Origin of the sequence: Lactococcus sp. SK2-659, from assembly GCF_020218185.2 — a bacterium.
In the GTDB taxonomy this organism is placed as follows: Bacteria; Bacillota; Bacilli; order Lactobacillales; family Streptococcaceae; genus Lactococcus; species Lactococcus lactis.
On record NZ_JAIWQZ020000001.1, the window covers coordinates 1,201,136 to 1,216,520 of the forward strand.

At 36.7% G+C, this 15,385-nt stretch carries 17 protein-coding genes; 2 read left to right on the top strand and 15 right to left on the bottom strand.

Features of this window, described 5'->3' with window-relative positions; genetic code table 11:
• Positions 1 to 99: 99 nt before the first annotated feature.
• The 15 genes from fabZ to rimP all read right to left on the bottom strand — a co-directional run bounded on the left by fabZ (position 100) and on the right by rimP (position 13,958).
• Complete coding sequence (gene fabZ, locus LDP15_RS05625) at positions 100 to 534, bottom strand: 3-hydroxyacyl-ACP dehydratase FabZ (protein WP_015426090.1); 435 nt, start codon at positions 532 to 534, stop codon at positions 100 to 102.
• A 126-nt stretch (positions 535 to 660) separates the two neighbouring features.
• Positions 661 to 1,128: an acetyl-CoA carboxylase biotin carboxyl carrier protein gene (accB, locus tag LDP15_RS05630; protein ID WP_015426089.1), complete on the bottom strand. Its 468-nt coding sequence runs from the start codon at positions 1,126 to 1,128 to the stop codon at positions 661 to 663.
• A 6-nt stretch (positions 1,129 to 1,134) separates the two neighbouring features.
• Positions 1,135 to 2,364, bottom strand: coding sequence for a beta-ketoacyl-ACP synthase II (gene fabF, locus LDP15_RS05635; RefSeq protein ID WP_011835565.1), 1,230 nt, complete (start codon positions 2,362 to 2,364; stop codon positions 1,135 to 1,137).
• Between the two features lie 40 nt (positions 2,365 to 2,404).
• Complete coding sequence (fabG, locus tag LDP15_RS05640; protein ID WP_015426088.1) at positions 2,405 to 3,136, bottom strand: 3-oxoacyl-[acyl-carrier-protein] reductase; 732 nt, start codon at positions 3,134 to 3,136, stop codon at positions 2,405 to 2,407.
• A gap of 85 nt (positions 3,137 to 3,221) precedes the next feature.
• Positions 3,222 to 4,148 carry an ACP S-malonyltransferase gene (fabD, locus tag LDP15_RS05645; protein ID WP_015426087.1) on the bottom strand — a complete coding sequence of 309 codons (927 nt, stop codon included), beginning with the start codon at positions 4,146 to 4,148 and terminating at the stop codon, positions 3,222 to 3,224.
• A gap of 280 nt (positions 4,149 to 4,428) precedes the next feature.
• On the bottom strand, positions 4,429 to 4,650 hold the full coding sequence (locus LDP15_RS05650; protein WP_003132501.1) for an acyl carrier protein: 222 nt from the start codon (positions 4,648 to 4,650) through the stop codon (positions 4,429 to 4,431).
• A 166-nt stretch (positions 4,651 to 4,816) separates the two neighbouring features.
• Positions 4,817 to 5,794 carry a beta-ketoacyl-ACP synthase III gene (locus tag LDP15_RS05655; protein ID WP_015426086.1) on the bottom strand — a complete coding sequence of 326 codons (978 nt, stop codon included), beginning with the start codon at positions 5,792 to 5,794 and terminating at the stop codon, positions 4,817 to 4,819.
• Positions 5,794 to 6,234: a MarR family winged helix-turn-helix transcriptional regulator gene (locus LDP15_RS05660; protein WP_003132498.1), complete on the bottom strand. Its 441-nt coding sequence runs from the start codon at positions 6,232 to 6,234 to the stop codon at positions 5,794 to 5,796. The genes LDP15_RS05655 and LDP15_RS05660 overlap by 1 nt, the downstream gene beginning before the upstream one ends.
• A gap of 416 nt (positions 6,235 to 6,650) precedes the next feature.
• The gene (gene manA / locus LDP15_RS05665; protein ID WP_015426085.1) at positions 6,651 to 7,598 is read right to left on the bottom strand and encodes a mannose-6-phosphate isomerase, class I; all 948 of its coding nucleotides are present in this window, start codon (positions 7,596 to 7,598) and stop codon (positions 6,651 to 6,653) included.
• Between the two features lie 178 nt (positions 7,599 to 7,776).
• Entirely contained in the window at positions 7,777 to 8,136 is a 360-nt protein-coding gene (gene rbfA / locus LDP15_RS05670; RefSeq protein ID WP_003132494.1) for a 30S ribosome-binding factor RbfA, read from the bottom strand.
• 381 nt (positions 8,137 to 8,517) lie between these two features.
• A complete protein-coding gene (infB, locus tag LDP15_RS05675; RefSeq protein ID WP_015426084.1) occupies positions 8,518 to 11,352 on the bottom strand; it encodes a translation initiation factor IF-2 in 2,835 nt (944 codons plus the stop codon).
• Positions 11,353 to 11,372: 20 nt separating this feature from the next.
• Entirely contained in the window at positions 11,373 to 11,678 is a 306-nt protein-coding gene (locus tag LDP15_RS05680) for a YlxQ-related RNA-binding protein (RefSeq protein WP_015426083.1), read from the bottom strand.
• Positions 11,679 to 11,680: 2 nt separating this feature from the next.
• Positions 11,681 to 12,007: an RNase P modulator RnpM gene (rnpM, locus tag LDP15_RS05685; protein WP_003132489.1), complete on the bottom strand. Its 327-nt coding sequence runs from the start codon at positions 12,005 to 12,007 to the stop codon at positions 11,681 to 11,683.
• A gap of 164 nt (positions 12,008 to 12,171) precedes the next feature.
• On the bottom strand, positions 12,172 to 13,320 hold the full coding sequence (gene nusA, locus LDP15_RS05690) for a transcription termination factor NusA (RefSeq protein ID WP_015426082.1): 1,149 nt from the start codon (positions 13,318 to 13,320) through the stop codon (positions 12,172 to 12,174).
• Positions 13,321 to 13,484: 164 nt separating this feature from the next.
• Positions 13,485 to 13,958, bottom strand: coding sequence for a ribosome maturation factor RimP (gene rimP / locus LDP15_RS05695; RefSeq protein WP_010905551.1), 474 nt, complete (start codon positions 13,956 to 13,958; stop codon positions 13,485 to 13,487).
• A 272-nt stretch (positions 13,959 to 14,230) separates the two neighbouring features.
• Between rimP and LDP15_RS05700 the strand changes: the two genes are divergently transcribed.
• Together LDP15_RS05700 and LDP15_RS05705 are read left to right on the top strand one after the other, a co-directional pair.
• A complete protein-coding gene (locus LDP15_RS05700) occupies positions 14,231 to 14,635 on the top strand; it encodes a CidA/LrgA family protein (RefSeq protein WP_012897449.1) in 405 nt (134 codons plus the stop codon).
• An 18-nt stretch (positions 14,636 to 14,653) separates the two neighbouring features.
• Positions 14,654 to 15,352, top strand: coding sequence for an LrgB family protein (locus LDP15_RS05705; protein ID WP_003132485.1), 699 nt, complete (start codon positions 14,654 to 14,656; stop codon positions 15,350 to 15,352).
• The last annotated feature ends 33 nt before the right edge of the window (positions 15,353 to 15,385 follow it).

Sequence of the window (15,385 nt, forward strand, 5' to 3'; positions counted from 1 at the left end):
TTATTTTTAAATGAAGATGAGCTATTTACCTAAGGCGGGATACAACCTGACATCTTCGATATCAGGTCACCTTGACCTAGAAGCCTAAGTGCTAAAGCACTAACGCCCTAAGGCAAAAGTCAAAGTTCCTTTAGCTGCCAATTTTCCATCAACAGTTGCTTCTGCTTCAACAACTGCAATTGGACCACGACGTTTGATAAATTTAGCATGTAAGACCAATTGATCTCCGGGAGTGACTTGTTTTTTGTACTTAACATTGTCCATTCCCGCATAAAAAACAAGTTTTCCTTTGTTTTCAGGTTTAGATAATTCTAAAACACCAGCCGCTTGTGCGAGAGCTTCCATAATCAAAACCCCTGGCATTACTGGATATTGTGGAAAATGTCCTTGGAAAAATTCTTCATTAATCGTCACATTTTTAATTGCTGTAATTTCGTCATCAGCAATATCAATCACACGATCGACTAATAGAAATGGATAACGATGAGGCAAAGCCTCCATAATTTCAGTTACATTAATGTTTACTTCAGTCATTTATTCTCACTTTTCTTTTAGAGATTCACTGACAGAACTTGTCAGTGAATTCTCTGGCACCTAAACCAGAGCTGTCAGTAACTTTTACATCAAAGATAACCTGACAGAGCTTTGTCAGTAATTTTTTTATTTGATTCTCATCAAATCTTGACCAAATTCAACGACATCTTCTCCAGAAACCATAATTTCCGTGATAACTCCATCTTTTGGTGCAGGAATTTCATTCATTACTTTCATTGCTTCAATAATAAGCAAAGTTTGACCTTTTTTAACTGAATCACCAACTTTGGCAAATTCAGCCTTATCTGGTGAAGGTTTAAGATAGGCCACACCCACTAATGGAGAAGTAACTGCTTCACCCTCAGCTTCAACAGCCGCTTCACTTGCTACGGGCACTTCGGTACTTTCTACAACTGGCGTTGCTTGTTGAGCTGTAAATGCAGGTGCAGTAGGTGCAGTACTTTGAGCTCCAACAAGGGCTTGACCTTCATTTTTAGAAAATGATAATTCACCATCAGCATTTTTCCAAGAAAATTCACGTAAAGTAGAACCATTGAATTGGTTCATCAAATCTTTTACTTCTGAAATGTTCATTTTTATTTACTCTCCAGTCCATTTCTTGAATGCCAATACAGCATTGTGTCCACCGAAACCAAAGTCTTGCGACAATGCAAGATTAATATCAGCAGGTTTACCTTCACCAAGAACAACATTAATTGTCATTCCTTCATCAAGTTCAGTTGTTCCAGCATTTACTGGTGCATATTGATTCAAAAGTGCTTGAACAGTTGCCACTGCCTCAATTGCACCTGTTGCACCAAGTGCATGTCCGTGCAATGCTTTTGTAGATGAAACATAAGCTTTATCGCCAATTACATTGTGAATTGCTTTGCTTTCAGTTTCTTCATTGGCATGTGTTGAAGTTCCGTGTGCATTAACGTAATCAACATCAGCTGGACTTGCACCAGCTTCTTCCAAAGCCAATTTAATCGCATTTTCAGCACCCACTCCTGAAGGAGTTGTCATATGGAAAGCATCATTTGTATTTCCGTATCCAACAATCTCAGCCAAGATATTAGCGCCACGAGCTTGTGCATGTTCAAGGCTTTCCAAAATCAATACACCAGAACCTTCACCCATTACAAATCCAGAACGATTTTTATCAAATGGAATACATGCTTTTTCAGGGTCAGTTTCTTTAGTCAAAGCAGTCAAGTTAGCAAAACCTGCAATTCCAAGTTCACAAATAGCCGCTTCAGCACCACCAGCAATCATTGCATCAGCATAACCATGTTTGATTTCACGGAAAGCTGAACCAATTGAATTAGCACCAGCCGCACAAGCCGTTACTTCAGCACGCGAAACCCCACGAGCACCTGTACGTAAAGCAACGTTACCAGTTGCCATATTAGCAATAGCAAGTGGAACGTAGAGTGGTGCTACCCCTTTACGAGGGCCTTTAGCGACAATTGCTTGTGAATTTTTTTGTGATTGTTCAAGTCCACCAATCCCAGAAGCCATGATACAGCCCAAACGGTCAAAATTAGTATTTTCTTCTGTAATACCAGACATTTCCATTGCATCAAGTGCTGCATAAACCGCATAAAGTGAGAAAGTATCCATGCGTCGTGCATCTTTTTTCTGGAAATATTTATCAAATGGAAATTCTTTTACTTCTGCTGCAACAGAAATCCCTGTTGCTTCAGCATCAAAGTGAGTGATTGGACCAATTCCAGTTTTGCCAGCTTTAAGATTGTTCCAAAATTCTTCTGGGCTATTTCCAATTGCACTAACTACACCATAACCAGTGATTACAACTCTATTTGTCATATTTTTATCCTCTTAATTTTAAAATTTATCAATGAATAATTTACATTGAAACTCCACCATCAATGGTAAGTACTTGTCCAGTCATATATTCTTGTTCAGCCAAGAATTGAGTTGCTGTTGCAATTTCTTCAGGCATTCCAAAACGTTTCATTGGAATTTGCCCTTTCATTGCATCTTTAACTTTATCAGAAAGAACTTCAGTCATATCTGATTCAATAAATCCTGGAGCCACAGCATTGACACGAACATTTCGTGCCGCAACTTCTCTAGCAATTGATTTTGTCAAACCAATAAGTCCTGCTTTTGAAGCGGCATAATTTGCTTGCCCAGCATTTCCCATAAGTCCAACAACTGATGAGATATTAATAATTGCTCCAGAACGAGCTCTGGTCATCGGTTTCAAAACAGCCTGTGTCATATTGAAAGCCCCAGTCAAGTTGATTTTAAGAACAGACTCAAAATCTTCTTCTGACATTTTCAAAGATAAACCATCACGAGTAATCCCTGCATTATTTACCAAAATATCTACTGAACCAAGAGTTTCAATCGCTTCTGCAACCATTCGTTTTGCATCTTCTGATTTTGAAATATCACCAGAAATACCAACTGCTTTAACCCCATAGGCTGTAAATTCAGCTAATAATTCTTCTGAAATTGCTGAACGACCATTAATAATTAGATTAGAACCCGCTTTAGCAAATTGAAGTGCAATTGCTTTACCAATTCCACGTGTTGAACCAGTCACAAAGACATTTTTATTTTTAATTTCCATTATTTAAGATATGAGCCTGCCTAAGAAGTTTTAGCACTTTAGTACTAAGATTTCAAAAGGACAAACTCAATTCCTTTCTTCAATTTTACTGATTAATCAAAGCTTCAAATGAAGCTAAATTTTCAACATTAGCAATTTCTGCATTTTTATCAATTTTTTTAATGAAACCTGAAAGTACTCTCCCAGGACCAACTTCAATAAAGCGAGTCGCCCCTAGTTTTTGCATTGTTTCAACAGATTCATAAAAACGAACAGGTTCCATGACTTGACGCGTCAAAAGTCCTTTGACTTCATCATTTTCCATTACTTTAGCACTCGTATTTGAGATTAATGGTAATTCAAAAGGTCTAAAATTAATTTTATCAAGTTCCAAAGCCAATTTTTCAGATGCTGGTTTTAAAATTGCTGTATGGAAAGGTCCTGAAACTTTTAATTCAATAAGTTTACGAACTCCGGCTTCTTTAAGTAATTCAACAGCATAGTCAACCGCCTCAACTTCACCACCAATAACAATTTGTGCGGGCGTGTTATAATTTGCTGGACTCACAATACCGCCTTTAAATTCGGCCGCTTTCTGGCAAATTCCTTCAATCAAGGCTGGGTCTGTGTTCATTACAGCGACCATTTTACCAGAACCAGTCGGTGCAGCTTCTGTCATATATTGACCACGTTTAGCTACAAGCTTAACTGCTTCTTGAAAATCAATGATTCCTGATGCTACCAAGGCAGAATATTCACCAAGACTAAGACCAGCAACAAGGTCAGGTTTAATCCCATTCTCACTTAACAAACGTAAAATAGCAACAGAGGTTGTTAAAATTGCAGGTTGAGTGTACTTTGTTTCATTTAGTTTTTCTTCATCATTATCAATCAAAGCTCGCAAATCATATCCTAAAGCTTGACTTGCTTCATCAAAAGTTGCTTTAACTGTTTCATATTGGTCATATAAGTCACGTGCCATTCCAAGCTTTTGTGCCCCTTGACCTGAGAATAAAAATGCTGTTTTAGTCATAATATATAGTAATCAACCTTTTGAATCAATGATTCAAAATCAGTCAATTTGAGTTCCTCGTATTTTCTTTTATAAAGTTAATTATTAGTATTGTAAAATGTTTTTTACCTTAAAAAAAATGACATTCTTCAATATGAAAATTATAGGACAAGCTCAGTATATCATTACTGAGCCTCCTATACTAGAATTCTATTTTGAAAATAGAACTAGTCCAACGAAAAGAAGGGGCGAAATTCGCAAAAGAATCAACTCCTTTGCTCGCTTCACCCCCCATCCCGAATTATTTGTTGTTTTCTACGTATTTAACGAGGTCAGCAACTGTTTTCATATCTGCTTCTGTATCAACTTCAACGTCGAATTCGTCTTCGATGTCATTGATGATTTGGAAAAGGTCAAGTGAATCAGCGTCGAGCTCTTCAAATGAAGTTTCGAGTGTTACTTCTTCTTTTTCTTTACCGAGTTCGTCAACGATAATATCTTGTACTTTTTCAAATACTGCCATAATTTTTTCTCCTTTAATTGAGTGAAAATATTTATATTATATCCGCAAAGCGGTTTATAACCATTAGTTAGTGAAGATTTTTTAAAATCTTCTTGTGAGTCAAAGTTAGCTGATAATGTTTTCTTATATAGACAACTTAAGAAAAACTTGCTAAACTTTGAAGCTCTTATAAATTAATAATTGCTGTACCCCAAGTGAGGCCACCGCCAAATCCTGTCAAGACGACTTTTGTTTGACCGTCCAAACTAAATATACCATTTTTTACGGATTCTGACAACAATATAGGGATACTTGCTGCCGATGTGTTACCATATTCTTGCATATTTTGAAGGAACTTTTGGCGCGTCACACCAAGCTTTTTAGCCATTTTATCAAGGATTCTTGAATTCGCTTGATGAAGGAGATAATAATCTACTTCTTCAGCAGACAAATTAGCTTTTTCTAAAGTTACCTGGATATTTTTAGGAACATCACGTACGGCAAAATCAAAAATTGCTCGCCCTTCCATACTCAAGTTTGAACTTTCGTATGAAACAGAGGCAAATGGAGTTTGGATGTCAGCATAACTAGAAAGTAAACTGTTCCCACGACTTCCATCTGTTTGCATTTTTTCAGCAATAATCAGAGGTTGACTCGCGCCAGCTTCAATAAGCACACCAGCAGCTCCATCTCCGAAAAGAACAGCAGTTGATCGGTCTGACCAATCAATTACTTTTGAAAAGACTTCTGCGCCAATGACAAGCCCTCGTTGATATGCTCCTGAGGAAATTAATTTTTCCGCTGTTGATAGAGCAAAGACAAAGCCTGAACAAGCCGCAGTCAAATCGTAAGCAAAAGCATTAACTGCTCCTACTTGAGCTTGAACCCGTGCCGCGGTTGAAGGCATCAATGAGTCCGGAGTTACTGTAGCAACAATGATGAAGTCAATCGTTTCTGGGCTTAAATTTGAATCGCTAATCAACTGCTTAGCAACTTTAGCTGCTAAGTCTGAGGTGTTCTCTCCAGTTGAAATATGGCGATTTTTAATCCCTGTCCGACTGTAAATCCATTCATCATTAGTATCCATTATTTTGGACAAGTCATCATTAGATACCACATTTTCAGGCACATAGTGTGCCACTTGCGTAATTTTCGCAAAAGTCATTATTTCATATTCTCCAAAGAATCGTGTAAGGTTGCAAGTTCACCAGCCAATTTATTTTCAGTAGTTCCATAAACGCTATCAAATAGATTATCTGTAATCGTATGGAAAAATTCACGGTGAGTTGCACAAAGCTCATCACCCTTCGATGTCAGTATAATGTGAGTCACTCGTCTGTCCGCTGTAGAACGCTTGCGTTCAATATATCCCTTATCTTCTAATCGATTGAGGGTAATTGTAATTGTTGACAAGGCCAATTTTTGATTTTTGGCAATATCTGTCGCACGACAAGTTCCTAGCGTATGAACCAGTGTCAAAATTTGTAATTCTTTTACTGTTACATCTGAATAAGCTGAGTCCTTTAAAAATTGCTCCTCTAATATCATAAAATCATGAAAGAGTTGAATCAGCCATTCATTCACCTTATCAAAATCTGTTTTCATCTGTCATCCTCTTCATTATTTAGATGTGAGTCCGACTTTAGACATTACGAAAAAAAAGAAATCGAAATCAATAAAATCCCTTATGAAATTTTATTATTACATTTAGATAGGGGATAAACTGATGCAAAAAAACATCATCAACTTACCCCCTGATTTATTATTCTATTTTTTCTTTCTCGCAAGATGAACTCAATTTGTTTTTATATTGCAAATGGTTTTCTGTATCAAATTATATTATTTTTTAGAATGATTTGCAAGTAATAATTTTTAGAAAACGTCATCATTGCTCAATTTTTATAAAAAATATTAGTTTCTGTCAGCAAAATTTGCCTTCCCAAACTACTGACAGAAATAATTTCAACAAAAAAAGTTACTGACAGAAAATTTAAAGTTTTCATCAGTAACTTTTGAATTCATTAGGCAGGATTGCTGGCAATAATTTCTAATTGACCAGACAAATTCCATTTTTCAATGTTGCTTGGTAAGATGAAATGAGCTCCTTTTTCAACTGGATATTCATTTCCATCAACTATTAATTTTCCTTGACCATCAAGTACAGAAACTAAAGTGTAATCTGCAACTTTGGTAAATTCATGGTCACCATGAATTTGCCATTTATAAACATCAAAGAAATCTGATTTCACAAGAGTTGTAATTTCTGCATCAGCAAATTTTTCAGTTTTAACTTGATTTTCAGGAACTTTGTCGCCCGGAATATTCAATACATCAATTGATTGTTGAATATGTAATTCACGTAGATTTCCTTGGTCATCTTTACGGTCGAAATCATAAACACGGTAAGTTGTATCAGAAGATTGTTGTGTTTCAAGAATAACAATTCCAGCACCGATTGCGTGCATTGTTCCTGACGGAACATGGAAGAAATCCCCTGTTTTCACTTTTACCTTACGTAACAAATGATCCCAATCACCAGATTTAATCATTTCTGCTAATTCTTCACGTGATTTAGCATTATGTCCATAGATAATCTCAGCGCCTGGTTCAGCTGAAATAATGTACCAACATTCAGTTTTTCCAAGTTCACCTTCATGTTTTTGTCCATATTCATCATCTGGATGAACTTGCACAGAAAGCCAGTCATTGGCATCTAAAATTTTAGTTAGTAAGGGAAAAACTTCTTTTTTACTATCACCAAACAATTCGCGGTGACTTGCGTATAATTGGTCAAGTTTTTGACCTTTAAATTCGCCATTAGCAATTGTTGACACACCATGTGGATGAGCAGAAATAGCCCAATATTCACCAACTTTGTCTGATGGCAAATCATAGCCAAACTCTTTCAAATGGTCGCCGCCCCAGATTTTTTCTTGCAAAACTGAGTTCAAAAACAATGGTTCTTTCATAATTTCCTCCAAATGAGCAGATTTTATTCGCTTTCATTTCACAATGTCTATTATATCACAAAATTTATCTAGAACAATTCTGTCAGTATTTTTATGACAAAAAAAGTTACTGACAGAACTGTCAGAATATATTCAACCTAAAGAATACACTCAATTTTTTCGTCAGTAACTTTTTTAATTAATATTCTGATTTATTGTTAAGCCCACGAAGAAGCTCATCAATTTTTGAACCATATTCAACAGATTCATCTTTTGCAAAAGTTAAATCTGGAATTTTGAAAATGGTCATGCGTTTTGCCAATTCACTTTTGAAAAGTCCGGTTGCTTTTTTCAAAGCAGTTGCGGCTTTTTCATTATCAGAGGCAAGATTTGACAAGAGGCTATAATAAACAGTCGCTTGACTCAAATCACCAGTCAATTGAACATCAGTGATATTTACATCTTGAACACGTGGATCACGTACTTTATTTCGTAAAATATCATTGATTTCGCGTTGAATTTCTACAGCGACACGGTCGCTACGAAAAGAATTTCCCATTTTCTCCTCCTATTTTTTCGTTTAAAAATGTAGATAAATGATTTTTAAATCACTTTTCCACACCTCCATTTAAAATGAGTAAAAGCTCCCAGAAACAATAAACTTAAATAAAATTCATCATTTTTAACCAGTCGCCCTCACCTTTTATTTAACTGAGTTCACCTTCTTAGAAGTTTGTGAAAATGCGATTCATCTTGCGACTTTAGTCGCTTAGAATGAATCGACAGCGTAGCCACATTGTGGCGTAGATAGACAAAATAGAACCTACACTACTCGTAGAACCACATTTTCTATCTACGCTGTCCATTCTCGCTAAACTGCTAAACCAGTTAGTCGAAGTAGCAATTATCATAACTTCTGGACGGTCGAGCTCACCTCTTATTATTTACGTTCGATTTCAACCATTTTGTAAACTTCAAATGTATCATCAATTTCAACATCGTTGAAGTCTTCAACCATCAAACCACCTTCTTGAGCATTTCCGACTTCTTTAACGTCATCTTTGAAATGTTTAAGACTGGCAATAGCTCCATCATGAATCACGACACCTTCACGAATGACACGGACAGAAGCATCACGGGCAACTTTACCACGAATAACCATAAATCCGGCAATTGTACCAACTTTAGAGACGTTGAATGTTTCGCGAACAATTGCTTCACCAATGATTTCTTCTTTGAACTCAGGATCAAGCATTCCACGCATTGCTGTTTCAACTTCTTCAATTACTTTATAAATGATGCTGTGCAAACGAATATCAACTTCTTCTTGAGCCGCTTGTTCACGTGCAAGACCAGTTGGACGAACATTGAAACCAATGATAATCGCATTTGATGCTGCTGCAAGTGAAATATCAGACTCTGAAATTGCCCCAACAGCTGAATGGACGATATCTACTTTCACACCTTCAACTTCAATTTTTTGAAGTGAAGCAGCAAGCGCTTCTGCAGAACCTTGAACATCCGCTTTGATGATAATGTTAACAGATTTAGTTTGACCTTCTTTAAGAGTATCAAAGAGATTATCTAAGTTAACACGGCGTGTATTTTGACGTTTGATCAATTGAGCACGTTTAGCACGTTCTTCCCCAGCCGCACGAGCTGCTTTTTCATCTTCAAATACTGCGAAGTGATCACCAGCTTGTGGTACGTCAGAAAGACCAGTTAATTCAATTGGAGTTGACGGACCAGCTTCTTTAATTCGACGTCCGAGGTCATTTGTCATTGTACGAACACGACCATATGTGTTTCCGACAACAATTGGATCTTGAACATGAAGTGTTCCTTGTTGTACCAAGAGAGTTGCAATTGCCCCTTTACCTTGGTCAAGACGTGCTTCAACAACAGTACCAATGGCACGAACAGTTGGGTCAGCCTTAAGTTCTTGCACTTCTGCCACAAGAAGAACTGTATCTAACAATTCATCAAGATTTTGGTTAAATTTAGCCGAAATTTCAACGAATTCTGAACCATTTTCTGGATCCCAAGCGACTGGGAATACACCATGTTCAGTAAGTTCTTGTGTTACACGTTGTGGATTTGCACCTGGTTTATCAATTTTGTTGATTGCAACAATAATTGGCACCCCAGCAGCTTTAGAGTGGTTGATTGCTTCAATTGTTTGTGGCATTACGCCATCATCAGCAGCAACTACAAGGATTGTAATATCTGTGACAGAAGCACCACGAGCACGCATAGAAGTGAAGGCTTCGTGACCTGGTGTATCAAGGAAAGTAATTTTCTTACCATTCGCTTTGATTTGGTAAGCACCAATATGTTGAGTGATACCACCTGCTTCTCCCTCAGTCACACGAGATTCGCGGAAACGGTCAAGCAAGGTTGTTTTACCATGGTCAACGTGTCCCATAATTGTTACAACGGCTGGACGTTCAACCATGTTTTCTTCTTTAAGATATCCATCTTCAACAAACAAACGTTCAATATCTGATTTGTCTTCTTCAACTTTTTTGACTGGTGTTACACCATAATCCATGAGAATCAACTCAATTGTATCTTCATCAAGTGATTGGTTTTGGTTGACCATTGTTCCCATCATGAAGAGTTTTTTGATAATTTCAGCTGGTTCGCGTTTGATTGATTTAGCAATATCTTGAACATTCATTCCTACTTCATATTCAAGACTTTCTGGTAATTCATGGAATTTACGTTGAGTTGCTGGAACACTTGAAGATTGGTTGTTTTGGTAACGACCACGACCACCTTTTTGATTCCAGTTTGAGTTACGCGCATTACGAACTTGATTACGATTATCATTTACGCGAAGAGGACCACCTTTACGGTTACCATCTTTTGTATTATCGCGATTGTTATCAGATTTTTTACGGTCACGGTCACGACGGTTTGTTTTACCAGAAGTAGCTGGTGCAAATGAATCTGTTGCTGGTGCGCTACCTGATGAAGCGAATTTGTCACGTTTTTGACCTTGATTTTGTCCTTGACCAGATGAACGGTTCTTATCATAATGGTTTCCACCTTGACCATTCCCATTTTGGTTAGGACGGCGATTATCATTACGATTATTTCGGTCATTACGATTTTTGTCGAATTTTTTCTTTTCAGGACGAGCTGCCGCTTGTTCTTTTTTGATATCTTCGGCACGTTTAATAACTTTGATTTGAATTCTTGGTTTTTGAGTCAATGATTTTTTCTTTTCTTCAGTAACAACTGGTTCTTTTTTATCAGCAACATTTTCTGGTTTTACTTCAGCTTTTGACGTTGCTGTGTTATCTTTTGTTTCTACTTTTTCAACTTTTGGCTCAGATTTAGCTTCAACTTTTGGTTCAGCTTTTTTAACTGGTTCACTAGCTTTAGGTTTTTCTGTAACAACAGGATGTTCAGTTGATGCAACTTCTACTTTTGCTGCTTTTTCAGCTTCTTCTTTAGCTTTAATTCTTGCTAAAATTGCTGGGTCCTCAACAACTGCTTTTCCAGCAAAAGTGCGTGGATGGTCTTCCTTGTTTTTCTTTGCTGACTCAGCAGCTTTTGGTTGACTTTTTTTAACAGGTTTTTCAGCAACTTTAGCAGTTTGGTCAGTGCCTGTTTTTGCACTTTGAATGATTTTTTCTGCTTGTTCTGCTGTTACAGAACTTGAATGTGATTTCACTTCAAAACCGAGAGTTTGTGCTGCCGAAACAAGTTCAGCATTTGTTAATCCAGTTTCCTTAGCAATTTGGTTTATACGTTTTTTATCAGACAATCTTTGTCCTCCTTATATCATCAATTGTTCATGAGGCTCTCCATTTTCTTTGCAAATCCATCGTCCATAAGTGCAATAACCTTGCGATTTTGTCCTATGGCGTGCGATAATTCTATTTCTGTAAAGAGTGTTGAGACAGCAATCTCATAATAATTTGATTTATCAGTAATTCTTTTACTCAAATTTGCTGCGGCATCATTGGCAAGAAAAACTAATGTAGCTTTACTGCTTTGAATTGATTTAATCACCAATTCTTCACCACTAATAATTTTTCCAGCTCGTTTTGCAATTCCTAGTAAATTTGAAATTTGTTGTTTTTTATCCATCTTTAGTCGTAGTCCGGCGCTAAATCAGCGGAATAGGTTGCAGATTCAAGTTCTCGTCGAGCAACAAGGTGTTCAACATAAGTGATTAACTCATCATAGAACTCATCAGCAATTTTAGTTTGAAAAGCTCGGTCAAAAACACGTTTTTTCTTAGCTTCTCTTGCTTCTTTATTCAAAATAGCAATATAAGCTCCGCGTCCATGTGCTTTACCAGAAGGGTCAATTGAAATTTCTCCCTCTTTATTATACGCAATCCGTAACAAATCCTTTTTGGGAAATTGTTCATTCGAGACTAAAGATTTTCTCATTGGAGTTTTTTTCTGTTTCATCGAAAATCCTCAAAATTTCTGTTGAAAAAATGACTGACAGCCAATTTCTTGACCACTAGAATATCAGCCATTTTACTGACAGACCTATAAAAAGAAATTTTCAGCACCTTTGTGCTTTTTCTAAAATATTATTTTCTGTCAGTAAATTTTCAAGCTTTTAAAATTTATTCTTCACTTTCGCTAACTTCAGGTGTTTCAACAACTTCTTCAACTACAAGAGTTTCGTCAACTTCAGTTGTTGGAATTTCTTCCCCATCTTCACCCACGAATTCATAATCATCCAGATTGAATTCATCAGCCGCTTTAATATCAATTTTACTGTTTGTAACGTGTGCAGCAAGACGAACATTTTGACCACGTTTACCAATGGCAAGTGACAATTGGTCACGCGCAACAACTGCTAAACTTGAACCGTCAGCAGTAATCAAAACTTGTTCAATACGAGCAGGTTTTAAAGCATTGGCAACAAGTGTCGCTTTATCTTCTGACCATTCAATGATATCCATTTTTTCACCCGCAAGCTCGCGAATGATTCCTTGGATACGTGAACCTTTAGCCCCAACCATTGTACCAATTGCATCAACATTTTCATCATGACTTTGAACGATGACTTTAGCACGGTCACCAGCATCACGAGCAATTGATTTGATTTCAACAGTTCCATCAAAAACTTCGGGAATTTCTTTTTCAAACATGCGTTTGAGCATATCAGGCGCAGTACGTGAAATGAAGACACGAGTTCCTTTTGGAGTCAAGACAACATCGGTAACATAAACTTTCACACGATCTCCCACATGGAAGTTTTCTTGTGGAATTTGGTCTTTCTTAGTCAAAAGAGCATCAACACGGCCAAGATTTACATAAACGGCACGAGCATCAACTTTTTCAACAGTTCCTTGGATGATTTCATCTTTGTAACGGCTATATTCGTTATAAATAATTGTGCGTTCTTCTTCACGCATTTTTTGCATGATAACTTGTTTAGCAGCTCCAGCAGCAGTACGAGCAAAATCTTTTGGTTTTTCTTCAAACATAATTTTGTCGCCAATTTCATAGTGAGGATTTAATTCATGCGCATCCTCAAGTGAAATTTCAAGACGACTGTCGAAAACTTCATCCACGACTTCACGAGTCGAATAAACATTGAAGTTTCCTTTCTTTTCATCAAAGATAACTTTAACATTTTGTGCTTGACCATATTGACGCTTGTAAGCTGCTGTGATAGCTTGCTCAATCGCTTCAATAACAATCTCAGATTTGATTCCTTTTTGCTCTTCTAACATTGCAAAGGCGTTCAGCATTTCTTTGCTCATTTTTTTCTCTCTTTCTTTTTATAAGAAAATTTCATTTTTAATATAAGCTAAGTTCGACTACCTTGAATCAAGGAAGTTTTACATTTTCGCCTAACTCAAGGAAATCGAACTCAGCTTCTAATTATTGACTCTCTTTAGAAAAATCAATAAATCCTGTCATATCTTTAAAATTTAACCATCGTTTGTGCTTTTGCAACAGCAGATAAAGGAATTTCAATATTTTTATGACGGGTCTTATCCAAGACATCTACCACTAAAGTTTCTCCATCAAAGCTTACCAAATCACCAGTAATTTCTTTTTCATTATTGATTTTTTGATAAAGTTTAACGAAAATATACTCACCAACTGCACCTGCAAAATGCTCAGCTTTACGCAAAGGACGTTCAGCTCCTGGACTTGCAACCTCTAGTAGATAACCTTCTGTTGGAAACGGGTCTGGACTAATGGTATCAAGCAAAGGTGAAATGATTTCACTCAACTCAGCCGTCTCATCAATTTCGATTCCGCCTTCTTTATCCACCAGAATTGAAAGCATCATATCTCCACCAAATTTTTCCCATTCAACTGCAAACAGTTCAAAAGGTTGAGGAATATGAGGTCTAATGAAATCTTCTACAATTTTAACAACATCATTCATAGGCAATTCTCCTTTCATAAAATACAAAGTTAAAGTCAACTTCTATTTTAAAAACACAAGAGAAGGAGCGCCCTTACGAACGCTCCTTTCTAATAGTTTATTTATATTTATTATAACACGTTTCAAGTAAAAGTCAAGCACACATTTTAAATTTTTTATTAAGCCATTTTCATTAGTCTAAAGCCAGTTTATCCTTGAAAAAGCCTATCTCGAAGAGTACAATAAAAATTGTTGTAAAAATTATCCGTAATTAACTTAGGGAGTTAACAAATATGAAAATTTACCTGCAATTATTAATCATTTTTGGCTTTTCTTTTATTGGAAATGTCATTTCAAACGTCTTTCGTTTACCAGTTCCAGGCTCTATTCTAGGAATGATACTACTTTTCCTCGCATTACAATTCAAAATTCTTGAATTTCGTCATGTTGATGAAGCCGGAAGCTTTCTTATCAATAATATGACCATTTTATTTTTGCCAGCCGGTGTTGGAATTATGGCCAAATGGAATTTGATTAGCCACTTTTGGGCACAAATCCTCTTGATTGTTGTTGGAGCACTCATTATAAATATGCTCATCTTAGGAAAATTAGTTGAATGGATTAAAGTTAAATTTGAAGGCGATTATGTTGCTTTAAAACCAGATACTACCGTCACTTCTTCCACTGAAGACCAATAATTTGGAGCATATAAAATCATGAATATTATCACTACCGACCCTCTCTTTGGCTTTGTCCTTACCGTTCTTGTCTTTATGATTGGAGTACGAATTAATGAAAACTTTCGTAAACCTTGGACAAACCCACTTCTTTTTGCGACTGTCGTAATAATCCTAATTCTCTCACTAGCTCATATCCCTTATAAAAACTATTATATCGGGGGTTCAATTATCAATGACCTTATTGGACCTAGTACCGTTGCTCTTGGAATTCCTCTCTATAAAACTTTCCACTTGATGAAACATCACGCGCGCTCAATTGTTAGCTCAATTGCTATTGCGGCTCTAGTTAACTGTATTTTTACCGCCCTTTGTGCTAAGTTTTTCAGCCTTAGTAAACTCGCTTCTCTTTCAATTTTCCCTAAATCAGTAACCACTGCAATGGCTATGGGAATTTCAGATAAAATGCATGGTGTTGAACAAATTACCGTTGTTGTCGTTGTTGCTACAGGAATCCTCACAAGCGTGCTGGGCGGCCCTCTCTTAAAACTCTTTAGAATTACTGACCCAGTTGCTCAAGGGATTGCCCTCGGAGGAACTGGACATGCTGTCGGAACCGGAACAGCGATTGAACTTGGAAAAACACAAGGTGCAATGGCAGCTCTTAGTATCGGAGTGACTGGTATTATGTATGTAATATTTGCTCCAATCATTGCCAAAATCATTCTTGGCTATTAAAAAACTCCTATATAAATAAAAAAGGTTGAACAA

Excerpts from the sequence above, each read along its gene's own strand:
- fabZ (WP_015426090.1), bottom strand. The coding sequence starts at position 534 with ATGACTGAAGTAAACATTAATGTAACTGAAATTATGGAGGCTTTGCCT.
- accB (WP_015426089.1), bottom strand. The coding sequence starts at position 1,128 with ATGAACATTTCAGAAGTAAAAGATTTGATGAACCAATTCAATGGTTCT.
- fabF (WP_011835565.1), bottom strand. The coding sequence starts at position 2,364 with ATGACAAATAGAGTTGTAATCACTGGTTATGGTGTAGTTAGTGCAATT.
- fabG (WP_015426088.1), bottom strand. The coding sequence starts at position 3,136 with ATGGAAATTAAAAATAAAAATGTCTTTGTGACTGGTTCAACACGTGGA.
- fabD (WP_015426087.1), bottom strand. The coding sequence starts at position 4,148 with ATGACTAAAACAGCATTTTTATTCTCAGGTCAAGGGGCACAAAAGCTT.
- LDP15_RS05650 (WP_003132501.1), bottom strand. The coding sequence starts at position 4,650 with ATGGCAGTATTTGAAAAAGTACAAGATATTATCGTTGACGAACTCGGT.
- LDP15_RS05655 (WP_015426086.1), bottom strand. The coding sequence starts at position 5,794 with ATGACTTTTGCGAAAATTACGCAAGTGGCACACTATGTGCCTGAAAAT.
- LDP15_RS05660 (WP_003132498.1), bottom strand. The coding sequence starts at position 6,234 with ATGAAAACAGATTTTGATAAGGTGAATGAATGGCTGATTCAACTCTTT.
- manA (WP_015426085.1), bottom strand. The coding sequence starts at position 7,598 with ATGAAAGAACCATTGTTTTTGAACTCAGTTTTGCAAGAAAAAATCTGG.
- rbfA (WP_003132494.1), bottom strand. The coding sequence starts at position 8,136 with ATGGGAAATTCTTTTCGTAGCGACCGTGTCGCTGTAGAAATTCAACGC.
- LDP15_RS05680 (WP_015426083.1), bottom strand. The coding sequence starts at position 11,678 with ATGGATAAAAAACAACAAATTTCAAATTTACTAGGAATTGCAAAACGA.
- rnpM (WP_003132489.1), bottom strand. The coding sequence starts at position 12,007 with ATGAAACAGAAAAAAACTCCAATGAGAAAATCTTTAGTCTCGAATGAA.
- nusA (WP_015426082.1), bottom strand. The coding sequence starts at position 13,320 with ATGAGCAAAGAAATGCTGAACGCCTTTGCAATGTTAGAAGAGCAAAAA.
- rimP (WP_010905551.1), bottom strand. The coding sequence starts at position 13,958 with ATGAATGATGTTGTTAAAATTGTAGAAGATTTCATTAGACCTCATATT.
- LDP15_RS05700 (WP_012897449.1), top strand. The coding sequence starts at position 14,231 with ATGAAAATTTACCTGCAATTATTAATCATTTTTGGCTTTTCTTTTATT.
- LDP15_RS05705 (WP_003132485.1), top strand. The coding sequence starts at position 14,654 with ATGAATATTATCACTACCGACCCTCTCTTTGGCTTTGTCCTTACCGTT.